17 protein-coding genes are annotated in these 20,720 nt (G+C 65.9%); 4 read left to right on the top strand and 13 right to left on the bottom strand.

The annotated features are described in order from the left end of the window. Window positions 1-6: 6 nt before the first annotated feature. Window positions 7-282 carry a CBU_0592 family membrane protein gene (locus tag BLW56_RS05770; RefSeq protein WP_093509649.1) on the bottom strand — a complete coding sequence of 92 codons (276 nt, stop codon included), beginning with the start codon at window positions 280-282 and terminating at the stop codon, window positions 7-9. 73 nt (window positions 283-355) lie between these two features. Next, complete coding sequence (gene acnA / locus BLW56_RS05765; protein ID WP_093509648.1) at window positions 356-3,028, bottom strand: aconitate hydratase AcnA; 2,673 nt, start codon at window positions 3,026-3,028, stop codon at window positions 356-358. A gap of 250 nt (window positions 3,029-3,278) precedes the next feature. Here acnA and BLW56_RS05760 point away from each other — a divergent pair, with 250 nt between their 5' ends. Further along, a complete protein-coding gene (locus BLW56_RS05760; protein ID WP_093509647.1) occupies window positions 3,279-4,103 on the top strand; it encodes an AAA family ATPase in 825 nt (274 codons plus the stop codon). A 284-nt stretch (window positions 4,104-4,387) separates the two neighbouring features. Then, on the top strand, window positions 4,388-5,074 hold the full coding sequence (locus tag BLW56_RS05755) for a hypothetical protein (protein WP_143043388.1): 687 nt from the start codon (window positions 4,388-4,390) through the stop codon (window positions 5,072-5,074). Window positions 5,075-5,248: 174 nt separating this feature from the next. On the opposite strand, the gene BLW56_RS05750 is transcribed toward BLW56_RS05755, so the two are convergent. Then, on the bottom strand, window positions 5,249-5,416 hold the full coding sequence (locus BLW56_RS05750) for a Flp family type IVb pilin (protein WP_093509645.1): 168 nt from the start codon (window positions 5,414-5,416) through the stop codon (window positions 5,249-5,251). A 210-nt stretch (window positions 5,417-5,626) separates the two neighbouring features. Here BLW56_RS05750 and BLW56_RS05745 point away from each other — a divergent pair, with 210 nt between their 5' ends. Continuing rightward, the gene (locus tag BLW56_RS05745) at window positions 5,627-6,085 is read left to right on the top strand and encodes a Rid family hydrolase (protein WP_093509644.1); all 459 of its coding nucleotides are present in this window, start codon (window positions 5,627-5,629) and stop codon (window positions 6,083-6,085) included. Window positions 6,086-6,108: 23 nt separating this feature from the next. On the opposite strand, the gene BLW56_RS05740 is transcribed toward BLW56_RS05745, so the two are convergent. From BLW56_RS05740 to BLW56_RS05710, 7 genes are all read right to left on the bottom strand, one after another. Continuing rightward, window positions 6,109-7,290 (bottom strand): GGDEF domain-containing protein, encoded by a 1,182-nt coding sequence (locus tag BLW56_RS05740; protein ID WP_093509643.1) that lies wholly within the window; start codon window positions 7,288-7,290, stop codon window positions 6,109-6,111. A 91-nt stretch (window positions 7,291-7,381) separates the two neighbouring features. After that, window positions 7,382-8,392, bottom strand: a complete 1,011-nt coding sequence (locus BLW56_RS05735; RefSeq protein WP_093509642.1) for a LacI family DNA-binding transcriptional regulator — start codon at window positions 8,390-8,392, stop codon at window positions 7,382-7,384. A gap of 89 nt (window positions 8,393-8,481) precedes the next feature. Continuing rightward, a complete protein-coding gene (locus BLW56_RS05730) occupies window positions 8,482-9,471 on the bottom strand; it encodes a DUF2891 domain-containing protein (protein WP_093509641.1) in 990 nt (329 codons plus the stop codon). A 6-nt stretch (window positions 9,472-9,477) separates the two neighbouring features. Then, window positions 9,478-10,416, bottom strand: coding sequence for a DUF979 domain-containing protein (locus BLW56_RS05725; protein WP_093509640.1), 939 nt, complete (start codon window positions 10,414-10,416; stop codon window positions 9,478-9,480). Next, window positions 10,413-11,084 carry a DUF969 domain-containing protein gene (locus tag BLW56_RS05720; RefSeq protein WP_093509639.1) on the bottom strand — a complete coding sequence of 224 codons (672 nt, stop codon included), beginning with the start codon at window positions 11,082-11,084 and terminating at the stop codon, window positions 10,413-10,415. Before BLW56_RS05720 ends, BLW56_RS05725 begins: the two co-directional genes overlap by 4 nt. After that, complete coding sequence (locus tag BLW56_RS05715; RefSeq protein WP_093509638.1) at window positions 11,085-14,702, bottom strand: hydantoinase B/oxoprolinase family protein; 3,618 nt, start codon at window positions 14,700-14,702, stop codon at window positions 11,085-11,087. It lies immediately after the preceding gene. Next, window positions 14,686-16,305: a CHASE domain-containing protein gene (locus BLW56_RS05710; RefSeq protein WP_093509637.1), complete on the bottom strand. Its 1,620-nt coding sequence runs from the start codon at window positions 16,303-16,305 to the stop codon at window positions 14,686-14,688. Before BLW56_RS05710 ends, BLW56_RS05715 begins: the two co-directional genes overlap by 17 nt. Window positions 16,306-16,474: 169 nt before the next feature. On the opposite strand from BLW56_RS05710, the gene BLW56_RS05705 reads away from it, so the two are divergent. Beyond that, window positions 16,475-17,125 (top strand): glutathione S-transferase family protein, encoded by a 651-nt coding sequence (locus BLW56_RS05705; RefSeq protein ID WP_093509636.1) that lies wholly within the window; start codon window positions 16,475-16,477, stop codon window positions 17,123-17,125. A gap of 9 nt (window positions 17,126-17,134) precedes the next feature. Here the strand turns inward: BLW56_RS05705 and BLW56_RS05700 are convergent, their stop codons facing one another. The 3 genes from BLW56_RS05700 to BLW56_RS05690 all read right to left on the bottom strand — a co-directional run bounded on the left by BLW56_RS05700 (window position 17,135) and on the right by BLW56_RS05690 (window position 20,715). Next, entirely contained in the window at window positions 17,135-17,803 is a 669-nt protein-coding gene (locus BLW56_RS05700; protein ID WP_093509635.1) for a helix-turn-helix domain-containing protein, read from the bottom strand. Window positions 17,804-17,890: 87 nt separating this feature from the next. Then, the gene (locus BLW56_RS05695) at window positions 17,891-19,495 is read right to left on the bottom strand and encodes an ABC-F family ATP-binding cassette domain-containing protein (protein ID WP_256203318.1); all 1,605 of its coding nucleotides are present in this window, start codon (window positions 19,493-19,495) and stop codon (window positions 17,891-17,893) included. Between the two features lie 134 nt (window positions 19,496-19,629). Continuing rightward, window positions 19,630-20,715 (bottom strand): PepSY-associated TM helix domain-containing protein, encoded by a 1,086-nt coding sequence (locus BLW56_RS05690; RefSeq protein ID WP_093510808.1) that lies wholly within the window; start codon window positions 20,713-20,715, stop codon window positions 19,630-19,632. Window positions 20,716-20,720 lie beyond the last annotated feature (5 nt).

The raw sequence follows: 20,720 nt of genomic DNA, 5'->3' as shown, positions 1-20,720 counted from the left end.
TATTCGCTAGGGAACGATGGCGCGCGCCGCTTGCCGGGCGCGCCACACGCTCCACAGCGTAAGGACGCCCATGCCCGCCCAGACGACGTTGAGGACGGCCGACGGGATCGCGCCATTATAGCCTGAATTGATGACGAAGCCGCCGGCGCCGATCACGTTCATCCATTGATAAAGATAGCTGCGTCCCTCGAGCTTGCCGAGCGACAGCAGGATATAGGCGGCAAGGATGATCGCAGCCGCGGTCCAGCCGACGGTCTCGATGATAATGACCTCCGCGCTCATGCGCTCCCTCTCCAAATGAAAACGCCCGCCCCGGTGAGGGGGCGGGCGCTCATAGCATCAGCAAGTGGCCGCGTCAGGCTGCAAGCTTGCGCAGCACATAATGCAGGATGCCGCCGTTCATGTAATATTCGACCTCGTTCGCCGTATCGATGCGGCAGAGCGTGTCGAAGCTGAAGGTCGAACCGTCGGCGCGGGTGACGTTCACGGTGACCGTCTGGCGCGGCTTGAGGTCCGCGACGCCGGTGATGGTGAACTGGTCGTCGCCGGTCAGGCCCAGCGTCTCGCGGCTCTGGCCTTCGAGGAACTGCAGCGGCAGCACGCCCATGCCGACGAGGTTCGAGCGGTGAATGCGCTCGAAGCTCTCGACGACCACCGCGCGGACGCCGAGCAGGTTCGTGCCCTTCGCCGCCCAGTCGCGCGACGAGCCGGTACCATATTCCTTACCCGCGATGACGACGAGCGGGGTGCCGTCGGCCTTGTGGCGCATCGCGGCGTCATAGATCGGCATGACCTCCGAACCGTAGCGCGACATGCCGCCTTCGATGCCGGGGACCATTTCATTCTTGATGCGGATGTTGGCGAAAGTGCCGCGCATCATCACGTCGTGGTGGCCGCGGCGGGCGCCGTAGCTGTTGAAGTCGGCCTTGCTAACCTGATGTTCCATAAGCCATTTTCCGGCCGGCGAGTCCGCCTTGATGCTGCCCGCGGGGCTGATGTGGTCGGTCGTGATGCTGTCGCCGAGGATCGCGAGCGGCTTGGCGTTCACGATGTCCGACACCGGCGCCGGGGTCATCGTCATGCCCTCGAAGTACGGCGGGTTGGCGACATAGGTCGATCCCGCGCGCCACTGATAGGTGTCCGAGCCTTCGACCGAAATCTTCTGCCAATGCTCGTCGCCCTTGTAGACATGCGCATAGCGCGCGACGAACATGTCGCGGTCGACCGCGCCCGCCACCGCATCGGCCACTTCCAGATTGGTCGGCCAGATGTCGGCGAGGAAGACGTCCTTGCCCGACTGGTCCTGGCCAATGGGCGTGGTGGTGAAATCCTCGATCACCGTGCCCTTCAGCGCGTAAGCGACGACGAGCGGCGGCGAGGCGAGGAAGTTCGCGCGCACGTCGGGCGACACGCGGCCCTCGAAGTTGCGGTTGCCCGAGATCACGGCCGCGGCGACCAGCCCATTCTCGTTGATCGCCTTCGAAATCGGCTCGGCCAGCGGACCCGAATTGCCGATGCAGGTGGTGCAGCCATAGCCGACGAGGTTGAAGCCGATATTGTCGAGATGCTTCTGCAGCCCGGCCTTTTCGAGATAGTCGGTCACGACCTGCGACCCCGGCGCGAGGCTGGTCTTGACCCACGGCTTGGGCTTCAGCCCCAGCGCGTCGGCCTTTTTCGCGACGAGCCCCGCGGCGACGAGCACGCCGGGGTTCGAGGTGTTGGTGCAGCTGGTGATCGCGGCGATGGTGACGTCGCCGTCGCCGATGTCGAAATCCTTGCCCTCGACCGGCACGCGCGTCTGCGCCTTCTTATAGGTGTTGACCATGTCGGCGTTGAACACATCGTCGACGTCGGGAAGCGAGACGCGGTCCTGCGGCCGCTTCGGCCCCGCGAGCGACGGGACGACGGTGCCCAGGTCGAGTTCGAGCGTGTCGGTGAACACCGGGTCCGCGGCGCCCTCGACGATCCACAGTCCCTGCGCCTTGGCATAGGCCTCGACCAGCGCGATATTCTCGTCGCTGCGCCCGGTCAGGCGCATGTAATCGAGCGTCTTGTCGTCGACGCCGAAGAAGCCGCAGGTCGCGCCATATTCGGGCGCCATGTTCGCGAGCGTCGCGCGGTCGGCGAGCGACAGCGACGACAGGCCGGGGCCGAAATATTCGACGAAGCGGCCGACGACGCCCTTGGCGCGCAGCATCTGCGTCGCGGTGAGCACGAGGTCGGTCGCGGTGACGCCTTCCTTCAGCGCGCCGGTGAATTTGAAGCCGACGACTTCGGGGATCAGCATCGACACGGGCTGGCCGAGCATCGCGGCCTCGGCCTCGATCCCGCCGACGCCCCAGCCGAGCACGCCGAGGCCGTTGATCATCGTCGTGTGGCTGTCGGTGCCGACGCAGGTGTCGGGATAGGCGACGGTTTCACCCGATCCGTCGACGCTCGACCACACCGCCTGCGCGATATGTTCGAGGTTGACCTGGTGACAGATGCCGGTGCCCGGGGGAACCGCCTTGAAATTGTCGAGCGACTTCGAACCCCATTTCAGGAAGTCGTAGCGTTCGCCGTTGCGATAATATTCGATCTCGACATTCTGTTCGAACGCCTTGGGGTGGCCGAATTCGTCGACCATGACCGAGTGGTCGATGACGAGGTGGACGGGGACCAGCGGGTTGATCTTGGTCGTGTCGCCGCCGAGCTTCGCGATCGCATCGCGCATTGCTGCCAAGTCGACGACGCAGGGAACGCCGGTGAAATCCTGAAGCAGCACGCGCGCGGGGCGATACTGGATCTCGCGGTTCGAATGCGGATCCTTCTGCCAGTCGACGAGCGCCTGCACGTCATCCTTCGACACGGTGAAGCCGCCATCTTCGAAGCGCAGCAGGTTTTCGAGCAGCACCTTCATCGAGAAGGGCAGGCGCGAGACGTCGCCGAGCTGTGCCGCGGCCTTGTCGAGCGAATAATAAGCATAATTCTTGCCGCCGACGCTCAGCGTCGAACGGGTGCCCAGCGTGTCGTTGCCCGTGGTGGTCATAGGATTGCAGTCCCCATGTTGGCGCGGCGGGGAATGACGGCCGAGGCCCGTTCGGGAGAGCGGGGCCAAGCGGAGTCGCACGCGCAGGTTTATGTCCGCGCCGCCTTACGCCGGGGGGTGGGAAATGCAAGGGGGTGGGGGAAGGACTTGCAGCGACAATCTTGGTTGGATAGCATCTCAGAAAAATAGGGTAGCGCCTCGCTTCGTATCGGCGAATTAGCTCCAGTATTTTTTTGGGCCTTTGAAAGGCATGAGGGAATTGGGTGATCCTGTGAAAATAGAATCTCTTGAAATATTGGGTTTCTTGGATCGAAAGAGCCAGTTAAAGATCGATTTTCATTCAGATCTTAACATAATAACAGGATTCAACGGCGCCGGCAAAACTAATCTTTTAAAGCTTATATGGTATACTGTGAGCGGAAATACTCACGCTTTGTTGAACGAAGTAGAATTTTCTTCATTTAGTATGAAGACAAGCAAGTACCAAGTATCCATACAGAAGTTGTATACACATACTTGCAGGGGTACTTTTGTCGATGAGCATGGTGACGAATTTGACGTAGAAGACACTATTGACGACGATGATGAAGAAGAGTCATTTGACGCTCGGGACAAATTCAATCATTTTCTCTCTCAGCACGGGGCGTCTCTATTTTTCCCAACATTTAGGAGAATTGAAGGCGGGTTTACGACAACGCAAAATGCTCGAACCCGAAATCCCCTTCTATTTAATTCCACGAAAGGAAAGGGTGAGCTTCAAGAGGCTCTTGCTTCAGTTTCACGCAAATTGTCCAATGGCGATCACACTTTCGTCACGTCCATATCAACGTTCGATATTGCTGAGCTTCTTCTCAGGCACTTTAACGAGCTTTCCGAGGAGGCGAACGGCCTTCAGACTAAGATGTCGCAAGATGTCATTGAAAAAATTCGTGATTTTCGTCGTGATACGCAATTCGACAGCTTGGAAAAAATAGGGCAGGAAGCGGTCGAGGCTCTAGATGGTATTAAAACCCTTATTGAAAGCGTTGATCGACAACGAGATCGAGTGATGTCACCAAATGTTTTCCCATCTTGAGCAGGATATTAGGGGTTTCTTTCGGGAGGCAGCGGGAATTTAGTGCCTCAGCCACTGCAAAATGGAAACTCGCCGTAGCACACCACACAAAAGCGCTTTCCTACATTATCCAAATAGGTTCAAAATCATTCCGATTAATTCCAAGTGATTCGGGAGATGGAGCTATGGGGCGTAAGGTGGCGCAGGGTTCGCGGAGGAAATCGGGAGTTTCTGAGGGAAGCGAGGTGGCGCCCGCCGCTGGGCCCCGGATCAAGTCCGGGGTTCATAAGCGCGACAATCCCCTGATGCCCGGCCTCCGCGTTCGCGAGGATGGGTGGACGGAGGCGCGGACGCGGGTGTTTCTGGCTGTGCTCGCGCAGACGGGGTGCGTCGCCGATGCGGCGCGGATCGCCGGGGTCAGCACGACTTCGGTCAATCGCTCGCGGGGGCTGTTTCCACTCTTTGACAAGGCGTGCGTCGAGGCGCTGGCGAATGCGCTGCGCGGGCTGGAGGCGGTCGCTTATCAGCGCGCGGTCGTGGGGCGCGAGACGGTGATTTACCGGGGCGGCAAGGAGTATGAGCGGCGGATCATGCCGTCGGACAATCTGCTGCGGCTGCTGATCAGGCGCGGTGACCTGTCGGGTGCTCTGGGGCGGGCGCTGAGCCCCGCCGAGGCCGAGGCGTTCGTGCTGCCCGAGGCGGTGCGGCACCGCTTTATCGACCGCACCGAGTTTGAGAGCGGCATCGTCTTCGAACGCGGGGTGAAGCGGCGGCGCCATATCGCGACGCAGGAGGAAACCGACGCGGCGCTGATCAAGCGCATCCAGATGGTCGGGGAGGCGAAGCGGCGTGCCGGCCGGGCCGAGCCGCGGTGCGAGGCGTGCGGCCAGCTCATGCCGCTGACCGACGCCGAGTGGCAGACGCTCGACGCGGAGTGGGCGGTGCAGCAGGCCCCCGATACGCAACGCTATTTGTCGCCGCCGGCGGACTGAGCCCGGATGCCGGGGTCGCTTGCAAGTCCGCGCGCGCTGTCACCTTTGCTTTCGGCCCACCGAACAGGGGGGCGGCGGATCGTGCGAATGGCGGAGAGAAAGCGATGGCGATGCGGGTGGCGATGATGGGCGCGATGCTGGCGGCGGGGCTGGTCGCGGCGCGGGTGGCTGCGGTCAGTTCAGCGCATCGTTGATCGTGTTGAAGATGTTCGCCAGATTGAGCCCGAGCATCTGGAAGGCGATGATGCACGCGAGCGAAATCAGCGCGGCGATCAGCCCATATTCGATCGCCGTCGCGGCGCGCTCGTCGCGAAGGAGGTCCGGTGTTCCTTTGGTCCGCATGTTCCTGTTCCCTTGTTCGCTGTTCCGTCCATGGTCCCGCAGCCGGGATAGCCGGCCGCGCTGGGGCTTTCCCTGCCGAAGAGGATTAATGCGCTGATAAGTGAAGATCATTGCGGCCGCCTTGATTCCCATGAGTCCGTCGCGGCGAAGAGAGGCTGGCCATCGCGCGCCGCTGCTGTCAGGCTGACGCTTTCACAGGCAGGCGACGGGATGCGGATCATGCGGTGGACGATGATAGCGATGATGGCGGCAGGGCTGGTCGCCCCGGCGCCGACGATGGCGCGCGAGGCGGACAAGGTGCTGATGGCCGAAAATGCCGAGGCGCGGGCGTTTCAGGAGGCGGTGGGCTATGCCGAGGCGGTGATCGCGGGCGACACCATCTATCTGTCGGGGGTGGTCGCGGCGCCGGCGGGTGAGGGGCAGGCCGGGCTCGACGCGGGATATGACCGCGCGTTCAAACATATCGCCGCGACGCTGGCGCGCGCGGGGGCGAGCTGGGACGATGTCGTCGACATCACGACCTTTCACACCGATTTGCCTGCGCACATCGACGGCTTTGCGGCGGTGAAGAATCGTTATGTAAGGCGCCCTTTCCGGCGTGGACCGCGATCGGCGTGTCGCGGCTGTACGAGCCGACCGCGGTGGTCGAGATCAAGGTGGTGGCGGTGAAGCCGAAGCGATAGCGCCGCGGGCTAGCCGCCATTGGCGGTGAGGCGCACGGGCTTTGGCGTATAGGTGCGGACGCGATTGCGGCCGGTGCGCTTGGCTTCGTAGAGCGCCTGATCGGCCTCCTGCATCAGCGCGGAGAGCGTCGCGCCGGGGGGGGCGATCGCGATGCCGAGGCTGGCGGTGGGGCAGAGGCTGGCGGGGATGCGGTCGGTGCACGCGGCTTGCAGGCCGGTGCGGACCGCCTCGGCGAGCTGGCGCGCCGCCTCGATCCCCGCGCCGGGAACGAGCAGCGCAAACTCCTCGCCGCCGATGCGCCCCGCGACCATATGGGCGGGACCGATCTGGCGGACATGCGCGCCGAACGCCGCGATGATCGCGTCGCCGACCGCGTGGCCGTGATTGTCGTTGATCGACTTGAACCGGTCGAGGTCGGCGACGAGCAGCGCGACGGGCTGCGCTTCGTCGTGGCAGCGGCGGAGCGCGGCGTCCGCCTGCGCCTCGAACCCGCGGCGGTTGAGCAGGCCCGAGAGATTGTCGCCGTCGGCCTCGCGGCGCAGCTCCGCAATCTGGTCGATCGCGACCGCGACCATCAGGCTGATCGCCGCGGCGACCGACACCATCGCCTGTGTGAACTGGACGGTCGTCCAGTAGATCGACTGCTGGAAACCGACATAATTGTCGAAGCCGCCGCGCAGCGAGAGCAGCACGACGGGGCGGACGATCAGGTTGAGCGCCGAGAAGGCGGCGACCCAGAACAGCACCCGGTCGATCAGGTGGCGCTTTTCGACCGGCCAGAGCGCGACGACGACCATGGATGCGATGATGCCCGCGCCGATGCTGATCGTCAGGATGCGCGCGGCGATGCCCGGCTGGCCGAGGAGGAACCAGATGAAGATGGCGGTCGATACGGCGGTTGTGACGCCCATCGCGCGCCAGGGGACGGGCAGGTCGTAACGCTTGATGATCGCGGCGGCGAACAGCACGCCCGTCAGGAGGAAGCCGACATTGGCGGGAAGGCGCTGCAGCTCCATCGGCAGCACCGGGCCGACGTCCTGGATCAGGAAAGCGAGGGCGGAGGCGGTATAGGCGCCGGCGGCATAGGCGACATAGCGTTCGCGCCGGTTCAGCCACAGCAGGAAAAAGGCGATGGCGAACAGGAAGCCGATGCCCGGGTTGAGCAGCGAGATGAAAAATTGACCGTTCACACTACCGCTTTCTGCCCCCACCCCATGGGTAGCAAGGATGTAGATAATGAAGTGTTACTTTTCGGGGAGTTAAGTCACGGTAACGCGGCTTTTACGCGGTCCCGCGCACGACGAGATGGACAGGGATGCGGGTGCCGCTGCGCGTATGCTCGTCATCCTCGAGCGCCATCGCGACGAGCGCCTCGCCCGCGGCGTCGAGATCGGGTTCGAGCGTGGTGAGCGCGGGGTCGGCGAGCGTGCCCGCGCGGATGCCGTCGAAACCGATCAGCGCGACGTCCTGCGGCACACGGCGCCCCGCGTCCTTGAGCCCCTGCAAGACCCCCAGTGCGAGCATGTCCGATGCCGCGAAGATCGCGTCGGTTTCGGGATGCGCCTCGAGCAGCGCCTGCACGGCGGCGACGCCCTGCGCGTGACGGTCGGCGGCGGCGGGCGGCTCGGCGACGAAGGGGGTGATGCCCTCTGCGGCGAGCGCGGCGGTAAAGCCATCGCGGCGCTCGTCGAACTGGCGTTGCGGCGATTGCTGCGGCCCGACGAAGGCGATGTGGCGGCGGCCCGTCTTGATGAAATGTTCGGCCGCCTGCTGCCCGCCGATGTCGTTTTCGCTGCGCATCCAGTGGAAGGGGCTGCCCGGGCTGCCCCAGCAGACGAAATCGAGCCCCGACGCTTGCGCATCGGCGAAATATTTCCACGCCTCGCGATTGCTGGTCGTGCCGATGACGATCATCGCGTCGGCAAGCCCCGAGGCGACGAAATCGGCGCGGAAATTGTCGGCATTTTCCTGGAACGAGACGAGCAGGTTGAATCCCCGCGCCGATGTCGCGGCGGCGATGCTGCCGAGAAGCGCGAAATAGAAGGGGTTGATCGCGCTGCGGTCCTCGCCGGGGCGGCAGATGGTGACGAGAGCGATCGTCTCGCTGCTTTTCAGGCGTAGCGAAGAGGCGTGGCGATCGACGACATAGCCAAGCTCGCGCGCGGCGGCGGAAACACGCGCGCGGGTTTCGGCATTGACGCCCGGCGAGTTGCGGAGCGCGCGCGACACGGTCGATTGCGAGACCCCGGCGCGTTCGGCGACGTCGAACGAGGTCGGGCGCAGCGTCTTCATTGGCAGTCCTTCATCCCTTTGCGCCGTCTCTCGCCGCGCGGGGGAGGCTTGTCAATCGGCGAGGCCGCGCTCATTTCCGGAACGACGGCCTAAAGGCCGTCGAGCGCAAGCAGCGCGAAGCTTGCGAGCCAATGCTCGCCCATATAGTCGCCGGTGACGTGAGGGAGCGCGGCGGCGATGTGGCGCTGCGCTGCGGCTTCGGCGACGGGCGCGACCGGATGCGTGGCACCGAGCGCCGAAGCGATCGCGCGCCAGTTCCATGCGCGGCTGAGGCCCAGGCCGTCGAGGTGGGCGATCTTGCCGTCGCTGCGGTCGGACACGGTGGCGGGGGTGAAGAGGGTGGCGGGTTGTTCCTGCGCGGCGCGGGGAAGGAAGGCATCGAACCATGGCGTGAAATCGTTGCCGAGGACGACCGCCATCAGATGCGCCTCGGTCAGCGCGGACGAAAGAAATTCGTCGCCGCCCGGTTCCCACGCCTGACAGTCGCGGTCTTGCCCGAACCAGTCGCGGGCGCGCGTGTCGATCAACGCCACCAACGCAGGATCGCGGCTCTCGGCCCAATGGCGCGCGAGGAGGAGCGCGAAGCTGATATTGAAATGAGTGCCGACGCGCAGCGGATAGGTGAGCTTTGGCAGGAAGGCGTGGAAGCGCGCGGCGAAGGCGAGCGCCAGCGGTTCGAGCGCGGCGGCCCATGGCGCGTCGTGGCGCTCGGCCTCGGCATGGAGCGCGAGGAGCCACGCCCAGCCATAGGGTCGCTCGAAGGCGGCCGAATAGGGACGATCGAGGAAGGCGAGTTCGCCGGCAACCTTTTCGGGGACGAGCATCGCATCGGCGCGGGCGACGATATCGGCGGCGACGGGGAGGCCCGGAAAGCGGCGCGCGAGGCGGAGGATCTGCCACCAGCCGTGGACGCAGCTGTGCCAGTCGAAGCTGCCGTGGAAAATCGGGTGATGCTCGCGCGGGGGCTTTGCGTCCTCGGGGCCGAGGAGGACGAGGTCCATCTTGTACGGATATTCGCGGCCGAGATGGGCGAGCGTGGCGGTCGCGAAGCGGGCGGCGTGGTCGGGGGTGAGATGCATGGGAACCTAGAAAGCAAAGAGCCAGATGAAGACGATGTTGACCGCCAGCAGCGGCAGCGCGGTGCCGATCTGCGCGCGGATCACGCCATAGGGGTTTTTGAGTTCGAGCAGCGCGGCGGGGACGAGGTTGAAGTTCGCCGCCATCGGCGTCATCAGCGTGCCGCAGAAGCCCGCGAGCATGCCGATCGCCGCGACCACGGCGGGGTCGCCGTCATATTGCTTGATGAGCAGGGGCAGCCCGACCGCGGCCATCATCACCGGAAAGGCGGCGAAGGCGTTGCCCATCACCATCGTGAAGAGCGCCATGCCGAGCCCGAAGGCGAGCGTCGCGCCGAACAGGCTGCCCTCCGGGATCGCGGTGCCGATGAGGCCCCCGACGACCTCGCCGACGCCGGCAAGCGCGAAGACCGCGCCGAGGCTGGCGAGCATTTGGGGCAGGATCGCGGCCCAGCCGACCGAATCGAGCAGGCGCCGGCCCTGCTGCAGCGGGAGCAAGGCTGGTGGCTTGAGGCGCGCCATGCCGACAGCGAGCGCGATCAGCACGCCGAGCGCAAGCGAGATCAAGGTCGCCTGCTTGGGGTCGGCGAGGCCGGGAACCCATTTGAACAGGAAGGTGCCCGCGAGCGCGGCGGCGGGGATGATCAACGCGACGAGGAGAAGGAAATTGCCGTGTTTCGCGGCGCGTTCGGCTTGCGCCTCGACCGGGATATCGCCGCCAGGCGCGCGGCCGATCTGGCCCGTTCCGGCGATCGCGACGAGCGCGAGGACGAGCAGTCCGTTGCCGAAATCGCCGAGATAATCGCCCGCGAGCATCGAAAGCGCGAGCAGGCCCCAGAAGGCGGCGTTGCCGAAGCGTTTGGGGTTGGTCCGATCCTGCAAACCAAGCGCGGCGAAAGCGGCGAAGGTCAGTCCCGCGAAGACATAGACGAAGCCGAGCGTGATCATGCGCCCGCCTCCCGCTTCTGCATCCGTTTTTCGAGGCGGCGGAGACGCAGGCCGTGGATCAGGAAGGCGGCGATCGCGGTCGGGATCGCCCAGAGCGAGAAGTGCAAAGGCTCGATCTGATAACCGTAGCCGTCGAGCAGGCCCTTCATCAGCAGGATCGAGCCGATCGCGAGGAAGATATCCTCGCCGAAGAAAAGGCCGATATTGTCCGTCGCGGCCGAGAAGGCCTTGACCTCTTCGCGCTGTGCGTCGGTGAGCGCTTCATTCCCTGCTTCGGCAGCGGCCTCAGCCATCGGGGCAACGAGCGGGCGGACGGTCTGGGCATGGCCCGCGACCGAGGTCAGCCCGACCGCCGCCATCGCCTGCCGGAGCAGGAGATAGCCGGTTAGCAGGCGGCCGAGCGTCGCGCCCTTCATCCGGTCGATCAGGCTGCGGGCGTGCTGCTGGAGGCCATAGGCTTCGAGAAGGCCGATAACGGGGAGGACGATCCAGATGATAGAGACGTAGCGCGTGTCGTTGAACGCCTTGCCGAAGGCGGCGATGATCGCAGTGATATCGAGCCCCGCGGCGAGGCCCGTCGCGAGCGCCGAGGCCATGATGACGAGCAGCGGGTTGAAGCGGAGCAGGAAGCCCGCGATGATGATCAGGATGCCGATCAGGACGAGCATCTATTCCTCTCCCGCATTTCCATAGCCGCCGCCGCCCGGCGTTTCGATCACGAAAGCGTCGCCCGCGCCCAAATCGGCGCTGCCGGTCGCGGCCAGCATTTCGACCCGGCCGTCGGCGCGTTCAATCCAGTTTCGGCCGGGAGCGGCGTCCGCGCCGCCCGCAAGGCCCGCGGGCGCGATCCGGCGGCGGTTCGCGAGGATGTTCGCGGCCATTGGCGCGCGGAAGCGGATGCGGCGCCGCGCGCCGTCGCCGCCGTGCCAGCGGCCCGCGCCGCCCGAGCCGCGGCGGATCGAGAACTCCTCGACGATCACGGGGAAGCGCGTTTCCATGACCTCGGGATCGGTCATGCGGCTGTTGGTCATATGCGTCTGGATCACGCTGGTGCCGTCGAAGCCGGGGCCGGCGCCCGAGCCGCCGGCGATCGTTTCATAATATTGGTGGGCGTCATTGCCGAAGGTGAAGTTGTTCATCGTCCCCTGCGCGCCCGCCATCGCGCCGAAGGCGATGAACAGCGCATCGGTGATGACCTGGCTGGTCTCGACGTTTCCGGCGACCACCGCGGCGGGATAGCGCGGCGAGAGCATGGAATCCGGCGGGACGATCAGCGTGACGGGGGCGAGGCAACCCTCGTTCATCGGGATCGGGTCGTCGAGCATGGTGCGCAGGACATAGAGCACCGCGGCGCGAACGACAGGCGTCGGGGCGTTGAAGTTGTCGGGGAGGGTGAGCGACGAGCCGGTGAAATCGATCGTGACGTGGCGTGCTTCGCGGTCGACCGTCACCGCGACCGCGACCTCGGCGCCATTGTCCATCGGATAGCGGAAGGCCCCGTCGTCGAGGCGTGCGATGAGCTGTCGCACCGCGGCTTCGGCCTGCCGCTGGCCGTGCGCCATATAGGCGGCGACGGTTGCCGCGCCGTGTGCGGCGCAGAGGTCGGCAAGCGCGCTTGCGCCGCGCTGGCAGGCGGCGACCTGTGCTTTCAGATCGGCGATATTGAGCGCGGGGTTGCGGGCAGGCCAGTTGCCGACGTTGAGGTGCGCGTGGACGGCCGCGTCGAGGAAATTGCCGTCATCGACGATCAGTTCGTTGTCGAAGAGGATGCCCTCGTCTTCGATGCTGCGGCTGCCCGGGGGCATCGAACCGGGGGCGATGCCGCCGAGGTCGGCATGGTGGCCGCGCGCGGCGACGAAGAAGCTCGGCGTGTCGTCCCCATCATCTTCTTTGGCGACGAATACCGGCATGATCACGGTGATGTCGGGCAGGTGGGTGCCGCCGTCATAGGGGGCGTTGAGCGCATAGGCGTCGCCGCGCCGGATACCACGGCCGTCGGTGGTGCGCTGACGAAGAATGGTGCGGACGCTTTCGCCCATCGATCCGAGATGCACCGGCATATGGGGAGCATTGGCGACGAGGCTGCCGTTTCCGTCGAAGATCGCGCAGGAGAAGTCGAGCCGCTCGCGGATGTTGATCGACGAGGCGCTGTGCTGGAGCGCGCCGCCCATTTCCTCGGCGATCGCCATGAACAGGCTGTTGAAGATTTCGAGGCGGATCGGGTCTGGGTGGGTCGGATCGTCAGCGACCGCGACGTGCGTTTCGGCGAGGCGGCTGCGGGCGAGGAGCAAGGTGCCTTCGCTCTGGACCTCGGCGCGCCAACCCGGTTCGACGATGGTGGTCGAGAGCGGGTCGATGATGATCGCGGGGCCGGCGACGGTGCGGCCGGGCGCGAGGGCGCTGCGCTGGTGTAGGGGGACGCTATGTTCGGCGCCCGCGAGCCAGGCGGTGACGGTTTCGGGTTCGGCCTCGGCCAATGGAGCGGGCGGCGCGATGGTCGCGGGGGTATCGCCCGTCTCGGTCAGTTCGACGCGGATGCGGTCGATCACCAGATTGTCGTGCGGCGCGTAGCCGAAGCGCTGCCGGAAGGCGGCGGCGAAGGCGCTGGCTATTTCGGCTGGCGAGGCCAGCGGCAGTTCGATCGCGTTGTCGCTGTCGGCGAGGCGGACGAAGAGCAAGGTTTCGCGGACGGTTTCGGTGTCGGGAGACAGGTCGGCGCTGGCCTGCCCGGACAGTTCGGTTTCGACGGTGGCTAACGCCTTGGCGCAACCGGCGTCGAGTTTGAGCGCCAGCGTGCGCTCGCGGATCGCTGAGGGTCTGGCGAGCCCCATGCCATAGGCCGAGAGCACGCCCGCGAGCGGATGGAGCAGGATTTCGTCGACCCCGAGCGCGTTGGCGACCAGGCAGACGTGCTGGCCGGCGGCGCCGCCGAAGCCGACGAGGCTGTAACCTTGCGTGAGGTCGTGGCCGCGCGCGATGGTGATGCGCTTGATCGCGTTCGCCATCTGCTGGACCGCGATGGCGAGCAGTCCCTCGGCTAAGACCTCGGGGGTGATGTTTCCGACTTCGGCGGCCATCGCGGCGAATTTTTCGACGACGATATCGCGGCCCAGCGGATGGTCGCCATTCGGGCCGAAGAGTTTCGGGAAATGATCGGGCTGGATCTTGCCGAGCAGGACGTTGCAGTCGGTGACGGTGAGCGGCCCGCCGCGGCCATAGGCGGCGGGGCCGGGGTTGGCGCCGGCGCTTTCGGGGCCGACGATGAGGCGCGCGCCGTCCCATCGGCAGATCGAGCCTCCCCCGGCGGCGACGGTGTGGATGCGCAGCATCGGGGCGCGGATGCGGGTGCCCGCGACGATGGTCTCGTTATCGCGTTCGAGGCTGCCGGCATAATGGCTGACGTCGGTCGAGGTACCGCCCATGTCGAAGCCGATCAGCCGCGTCTTGCCCAGCGGCGCGGCGCTGCCGGCCATGCCGACGATGCCGCCGGCGGGCCCCGAGAGGATCGCGTCGCGGCCGTGAAAAGCCGCTGCCGAGGCGAGGCCGCCCGAGCTTTTCATGAATTGCGGGTCGATGCCCCCGTTCGAACTGGCGCCCAACTGCGCGACGAACTGGTCGACATAGTGGCGGAGCACCGGCGAGAGATAGGCGTCGGCGAGCGTCGTGTCGCCGCGGCCGACGAGCTTGATGAGCGCGCTGACGTCGTGGCTGGTCGAGATTTGCGTGAAGCCGAGTTCGCGCGCGATTTCGGCGAGGAGCCGCTCGTGCGCCGGATATCGATAGCCGTGCATCAGGACGATCGCGATGCTGGAGAGGCCGCGATCGCGTGCGGCTTGCAGCGCGGCGCGGGCGGCGTCTTCGTCGAGCGGCGTCAGGATTTCGCCGTCAGGTCCGACGCGTTCGGCGATCTCGGCGACCGCTGCATGCGGCGGCGGCGTGCGGTCGAGCCTGCGCGCGAACAGGTCGGGACGATCCTGATAGCCGATGGTGAGGGCATCGCCGAAACCGCGGGTGATCGCGAGCAAAGTCGGCTCGCCCTTGCGTTCGAGGAGCGCATTGGTGGCGACGGTCGAGCCCATGCGGATCGCGAGCGGAGGAAGCGCGCCGGCTCCCGCGCCGGTAAGATCGCGGATCGCGCCGACCGCCGCGTCGCCGGGGCGCGCCGGGTCTTCGCTCAGATATTTGGTGGTGACGACCGCGCCGTCGGGGCGGCGGGCGACGACATCGGTGAAGGTGCCGCCGCGGTCGATCCAGATGTGCCAGCGTTCGTCAGTGTGTGGGGGCATTATCCGGCCATCGAATGACGATGGCGAGGCGGTTGTCAACCGCGCTGCGTTTCCAGCTGCCCTTGAGTTGCCGCTCGATCATCGTGCGGATGAACCGGGTACCGAAGCTTTCGCTTTCGATATGCGGCGTTTCGGCAAGATCGCTTTCGACCCAGTCGAGCTCGATGTCGCCATCGTCTCGGTGCCAGCCGACGGCAAGGTGCCCCTTGCCCGCCAGTGCGCCATATTTGATGCTGTTCGTGACGAATTCGTGGAGCGCGAGCGAAATGGCCTGAGCGCCCTCGTCGTCGAGGCGGACTTCGGGGCCTGCGATGGCTGCGAGCTGGTCCGGCGACACGCCGGCGAGCTCGAGTTCGCGGCGAACGATGCGGCCGAGTTCGACGCTGTCGACCGCGCCGGTGACGAGCATCTGCTTGGCGTCGGACAGGGCACGCATGCGGCCGTCGAATTTCGCCTCGAACTCTTCGAGCGTGGCAGATTCGCGCAGTGTGATGCGGGCAAGCGCGCCGATACGGGCGAAGGCGTTTTTCATCCGGTGCGCCATTTCGCCGATCATCAGCTCGCGGTCTTCGGCGTGGCGGGCCTTTTCCTCGGCGAGCGCCTGTGCCTCTCCAACGCGGCGTTGCTGGACGCGGTGGAGCTGCGTCGCGAGCGCGGCGAGCGCGAGGCCGAAGAGGAAGATACCGAGCGGGCGGCCGAGCCGTTCGAGCAGGCGGCCATAGGAAATGCGCATCGTCCACTGGCGGTCGGCGATCCGCAGCACCTGTTCCTGCGCGTCCCAGCCCATCTTGCCATGGCGGAAAACGACGGGCGCCGAGGGGCCGGCTCCGGCGCGGATTTCGAGCCCGTCGATCTGGCCGAGCTGCGGCCCGAGGATGGCCTTCATCATGTCGTTGACGCGGAAGGGGGCATACACAAAGGCTTCGACGGGGCGGGTGCCGGTCGTTTTTGCCGCCTCGTCGGTCACGCTGGGCTCCGAACCGCGGGTATAGACGGGAAGGTAGATGAGAAAGCCGGGCTGCTTGACCGTAGCGGCCTTTTCCTGCGCGAGGTGGACGATACCGCTCGCCGCGGGGCGGCCCGTCTGCCACGCGCGGCGCATCGCCTCACGCCGTACCGGCTCGCTATACATGTCGAAGCCGAGCGCGACGTGCCGACGCGGCGTATAGGGTTCGACCAGGACGACGGGAAATCCGACCTGCTGGTCGGTCGCCGGCCACACCTTGATATCCTCGCCGTAATTTTCCCTGAGCCGCGCTTCGAGAGCGTCGGGGGTGCCGGCGCGCATCGCGGCGGCGATCCCGATGCCTTCCATGCCGGGTGCCTGGACCTGCGGCTGGAGCGCGGCGAGATAGGAACGGATGCCGGGCCCGCTCGCGCCGCTATCGGACTGGTAGAGCGCGCGAACGCCCTCGAGGATCGCGACATGGTCGCGCAGCCGCATGTTGAACTGCGCCGCGACGCGTTCGGCCTGATCGGCTTCTTCGGCCTGATTATAAAGAAAACTGGCACTCGCCGCGACGATGGTCGCCAGCAGGATGACCAGCCCGACGAAGCGGACCAGCAGCGCTAACAGCCGATCTGCCCAGGTTGAAGGGCGCATTGTTAATATCCCGCTGATGGCTGCCGCAGCAGCGCCCCCTCCGTCACCGATCTTTCACGCGAACGGACTGATAGCAAGTTAATTTCGTGCCGCTTCGGTTCCGTCGCCCGGCCGGTTGCAAGTGAAAACCCGTCGCCTATGATATGGGTTAAGAAACGGGAGAAGCAGGATGATCATTTACGGGTCGGTGGTGTCGCCGTTCGTGCGGAAATTGCTGGGTTATCTGGGTGAAAAGGGGATCGAGTTCGAGCTGAAGGGTGTCGGCATCGGCGATCCCGACCCGGGGTTTCGCGCCGCGTCGCCGCTCGGCAAGATGCCGGCAATGGACGACGACGGCTTCATGCTCGCCGATTCGAGCGCGATCATCCAATATATCGAGGCGAAATATCCCGAGCCCGCGCTGATCCCCGCCGACCCGCAGGAACGCGGCCGGGTAATCTGGTGGGAGGAGTTCGGCGACACGGTATTCGCGGCGTGCAGCGGCAAGATATTCTTCAACCGCATCGTCGCGCCGAAATTTCTTGGTCGCGAAGGCGATCTGGCTGCGGCGGCGCAAGCCGAGGGCGAGGAATTGCCCAAGCTGCTCGCCTATCTGGAAAGCGCGCTTCCGGCGTCGGGTTTCCTCGTCGGCGACCGGCTGACGCTCGCCGATATCGCGGTCGCCTCCCCGCTGATGAATTTTCGCCATTGCGGCGCGTGCGTCGATCCGGCGACGCATCCGAAGATCGCTGCGTGGAGCGAGGCTATCTTGTCGCGGCCCAGCATGGCCCCATGGATTGCGAAGGAAGAAAAACTGATCGCGCGGGTGATGGCGGCGTAGATCGCGCCGCTAATATTCGACGAAGATCCGCACCCGGTCGACGCTGACCCCCATGGCGTGCGCGATTTCCTCGCGGCTCCGCTCGATCAGCTCCTGCGCGTCTTCGGGCGCCGCATCGTCGAGCAGATCGGTCGCCGGGACTCCCAATATGCCGGCGAGCTGCGCCATGCGCCCGTGCTTGGGGCGCGACCGGCCGGTTTCCCAGCTCGAGACCGACGGCGCGCTGACGCCCATTTGTTCGGCGACCTCGGCCTGATTGAGCCCGGCCTCGGTGCGCAGTCGTTGCAGGCGGTCGCCAAAGGCTTCGTCGATTGCGGGTTCGGCGACCTCCGCTTCAACCACGGGGTCCGGGTCGACCGCGGCCTTGAGTTCCACGGCGCTGAGCGTTGCGGGCGATACCGGGCCTTCGAACTGGCATCCGACATGCCGCCCGCTCGCCCAGATGACGACGGCGGTAATGTCGCCGGCGTGCGGAAGCTCGATTTCTATCCGGTCGCCGGCCGATAGCTTGACGTCGCTTTCGAACAACAGGCCCGTTCCCGAGATATTGTGGATCTGGACCTCGATACCCGTGCCGTCATGGTGCGAGCCCCGGGCGAGAAGGCTGAGTTTCCGGCGGTCGTTGAAACGCCTGTCGGCACCGGGCGCCGAGGGAAGAAAATATCCGGAAATGGCCATAGGCGGTTGTTGGTGCCGGCTGGTTAAAAGAAGGTTAGCGTGGCGGCGAAAGATGGTGCGCCGATGTAAAAATCGGGCGGACGCCGGTTAAACCCCGTCGTTCACGATGCGCGTCAATTCGATCGTCCGTGTCGTCCCGATCGCCTCCAGAAACGCCGTGTCGTGACTGACGACGAGCAGCGCGCCGTCATAGGCGGCAAGGCCCGTTTCGACGGCGGTAAGCGATTCGATGTCGAGATGGTTTGCGGGCTCGTCGAGGATGAGCAATTGCGGCGGCTGCGGCGCGCCAAGGACGCAGGCGAGACCGGCGCGCAGCATCTGGCCGCCGCTGAGCGTCCCGACGATGCGGTCGGCGGCATCGGCGCGAAAGCGGAAGCGCGCGAGCGCGGCGCGGCACTGATTATTCGTCGTTCCCGGGTTGAGGCGTAGGAAATTGTCGGCGATCGACAGCGCGGGGTCGAGCAGGCTGACACGCTGGTCGAAGAGCGCGAAGGGGACGCCGACGCGAATGTCTCCAGACCAGGGCGCCAGCGTGCCCGCGATCAATGCGAGCAGCGTCGACTTGCCCGAGCCATTGGGGCCGGTGACCGCGATGCGTTCGGGGCCGGTGACGACGAAAGACAGGCCCCCTATGATCGGCCGGCCGTCGATATAGCCCGCGGTGACATGGTCGAGCGCGAGCACCGTCCGCGATCCGGCGAGACCCGAGGAAGGCAGGCCGACCGAGAGCGGGTCGATAATCTCGATCTTCGCACGCGCGGCAGCGAGCTGTCCTTCGGCCTCGCCGCGCTGCCGTTCGGCGAGGCGGCTCCCCGCGGCGCGGGTTTCCTCGGCGCGGCGTTTGAGCCCGCCGATGAGGATTTTGGGCATGTCGCCGCGCGCGGCCTTGGCGCGCCCGCGCGAATCGCGGCGATCCTGTTTCTCGGTGGCCGTCTGCGCCTGCCGCTGCGCCGCATCGGCGCGCTTTTCGGCGCCCGCGAGTTCGGCCTCGACGGCCGCCTGCTCGATGTCCTTGCGCGCGCGATAGGCGCTCCACCCGCCGCCGTAGCGCGCGGCGCCGAGGCCGGTCAGTTCGACGATCGCATCCATTTCCTCGAGCAATTCGCGGTCGTGGCTGACGACGATCGCGCCGCCGCGCCAGCGAGCAAGGAGGTCGCGAACCGCGCCGCGCCCTTCGCGATCGAGATTGTTGGTCGGCTCGTCGAGCAGCAGGAAGTCGGGCGCGGCGAACATCGCCCCCGCGAGCGCGGCGCGCGTGCGCTGACCGCCCGACAAGTGCGCGAGCCGCGTGTCGGCTGGCAGGGGCAGGCCGACGCCCGCAAGCGCCTCGTCGATCCGCGCTTCGAGCGTCCAGTCGGCGTCGCCGATCTCCTCGACGCTCGCCTCGCCGGCTTCGGCTTTGCGGAGCAGGGCGAGGGCGTCCCGCGCGCCGAACAGGTCGGCGATGCTGTCCTGCGCCGCGACCTGCACCGTCTGGCGAAGCATCGCGATGTTGCCGTCGATGGCGATGCTGCCCGACGTGGGCGCGAGTTCGCCGGTCAGCAGGCGCAGCAGCGTCGATTTGCCGACGCCGTTGCGCCCGACGATGCCGGTGCGTTCGGACTGGAAATTGAGGTCGAGGCCGGAAAGGACGGCGCGGCCGTCAGGCGCGGACCAGCCGAGGTTGGAGATCGTAATGGAGGGCATGAACATGGACTTTCCTGGCGGCAAGGCGGGGCTGCGTTGCGGTCAGGTTGCGGTCCATGGCGAAATTCTCCGATCGGTTGAGCGCCGAATGTAGGGGCTATGGTTGCGGCATGCAACCATGACAGGCGCGCGGCACCTGCCTATGCCGAAGCGAGTGCGGCCTTTTTCACCGCGCGTTTCGCGGGCTTCGGCCGCTTGAACCAGAAGGTCCACACCGCGAGGCTGCCGAGCATCGTCAGCGTAAGGCCCGAGATGGTGAGCAGGATGCGCCACGCCCAGCCGCCGACCTTTGACGCGTGGATCGGGAAGGCCATGTTGAACGCCTGTGCGCCGGGGGCGAGCTTCAGCGCATCGCGGACACCGAGCACTTCGCCTGTCGCGGCGTCGAACGCCAGTGTCGAGCGGCCATTGGGCAGCCATTCGGCGGGCTGCTTCATGCGCAGGCTGATCGGGTCGCCGGGCTTGCGCGGCAGGCTGAGGATACGGAATTCGGCGTCGGGGAAGCGGCGGCGCGCTTCGGTGAGCATCGCGGTATAGTCGGGTTTGTCCGCGAGCGGGCCGCCCTTGTATTTCGGCGGGTCGAGCGCTTTCGCGGTCTCGGCGAGCGGACCGAAGGGCGCGACGACGCCGAGCGCGAACGGACGGAAGATCATCATCGTGCCCGTGACGATCGAGATCAGCAGCAAGGGCGCGACGACAATGCCGAGGTCGCGGTGGTGCATCACGATCGAGGGACGCGACATCCGCTTGGGCCAGAGGCGGAACTGGAAGGTCTTGCGGGTGCGCCACCACAGGATCACGCCACTGATCACGAAGAACAGGCCGCAAAGCCCGGCGATGCCGATGACCCACTCGCCGCTGTCGCCGGTGAACAGATGGTGGTGGAAATCGAAGATCCAGAGCTCGGGCCGTTCCCACTGGCTTGCCCAGCGCGTGACGATCTCCCCCGACTGGTTCGCATAGGCGCCCGCATCCTTGCCGAAGCGGAGCTGGTGGAGCCCAAAGCGTTCGTCGGCAAAGATGATGCCCTGCGCGCCCGGCGTTGCCATCAGCCGTTCGGTGGTTGCGGCGACCGTCGTCAGGTCGCCGCGCAGCGGATCGCCGGTGCCCGGAAATCCGATCCACAGATAATCATAGAGCAGGATCGTGCCCGACAGGCCGAGCAGCGCCAGCACGAGGCCGATCAGGCCCCCCGTCCAGCGGTGCAGCGTGTCGAGCAGCTTCATCATGT

Origin of the sequence: Sphingopyxis sp. YR583, from assembly GCF_900108295.1 — a bacterium.
Taxonomy (GTDB): domain Bacteria; phylum Pseudomonadota; class Alphaproteobacteria; order Sphingomonadales; family Sphingomonadaceae; genus Sphingopyxis.
The sequence above is the reverse complement of the archived record's forward strand: the minus strand, read 5'-3'. Positions and strand labels throughout refer to the sequence as shown.

Excerpts from the sequence above, each read along its gene's own strand:
- BLW56_RS05745 (WP_093509644.1), top strand. The coding sequence starts at position 5,627 with ATGCGGATCATGCGGTGGACGATGATAGCGATGATGGCGGCAGGGCTG.
- BLW56_RS05770 (WP_093509649.1), bottom strand. The coding sequence starts at position 282 with ATGAGCGCGGAGGTCATTATCATCGAGACCGTCGGCTGGACCGCGGCT.
- BLW56_RS05760 (WP_093509647.1), top strand. The coding sequence starts at position 3,279 with ATGAGGGAATTGGGTGATCCTGTGAAAATAGAATCTCTTGAAATATTG.
- BLW56_RS05750 (WP_093509645.1), bottom strand. The coding sequence starts at position 5,416 with ATGCGGACCAAAGGAACACCGGACCTCCTTCGCGACGAGCGCGCCGCG.
- BLW56_RS05710 (WP_093509637.1), bottom strand. The coding sequence starts at position 16,305 with ATGCGCCCTTCAACCTGGGCAGATCGGCTGTTAGCGCTGCTGGTCCGC.
- BLW56_RS05695 (WP_256203318.1), bottom strand. The coding sequence starts at position 19,495 with ATGTTCATGCCCTCCATTACGATCTCCAACCTCGGCTGGTCCGCGCCT.
- BLW56_RS05735 (WP_093509642.1), bottom strand. The coding sequence starts at position 8,392 with ATGAAGACGCTGCGCCCGACCTCGTTCGACGTCGCCGAACGCGCCGGG.
- BLW56_RS05730 (WP_093509641.1), bottom strand. The coding sequence starts at position 9,471 with ATGCATCTCACCCCCGACCACGCCGCCCGCTTCGCGACCGCCACGCTC.
- acnA (WP_093509648.1), bottom strand. The coding sequence starts at position 3,028 with ATGACCACCACGGGCAACGACACGCTGGGCACCCGTTCGACGCTGAGC.
- BLW56_RS05700 (WP_093509635.1), bottom strand. The coding sequence starts at position 17,803 with ATGGCCATTTCCGGATATTTTCTTCCCTCGGCGCCCGGTGCCGACAGG.
- BLW56_RS05725 (WP_093509640.1), bottom strand. The coding sequence starts at position 10,416 with ATGATCACGCTCGGCTTCGTCTATGTCTTCGCGGGACTGACCTTCGCC.
- BLW56_RS05690 (WP_093510808.1), bottom strand. The coding sequence starts at position 20,715 with ATGAAGCTGCTCGACACGCTGCACCGCTGGACGGGGGGCCTGATCGGC.
- BLW56_RS05755 (WP_143043388.1), top strand. The coding sequence starts at position 4,388 with ATGCCCGGCCTCCGCGTTCGCGAGGATGGGTGGACGGAGGCGCGGACG.
- BLW56_RS05705 (WP_093509636.1), top strand. The coding sequence starts at position 16,475 with ATGATCATTTACGGGTCGGTGGTGTCGCCGTTCGTGCGGAAATTGCTG.
- BLW56_RS05715 (WP_093509638.1), bottom strand. The coding sequence starts at position 14,702 with ATGCCCCCACACACTGACGAACGCTGGCACATCTGGATCGACCGCGGC.
- BLW56_RS05720 (WP_093509639.1), bottom strand. The coding sequence starts at position 11,084 with ATGCTCGTCCTGATCGGCATCCTGATCATCATCGCGGGCTTCCTGCTC.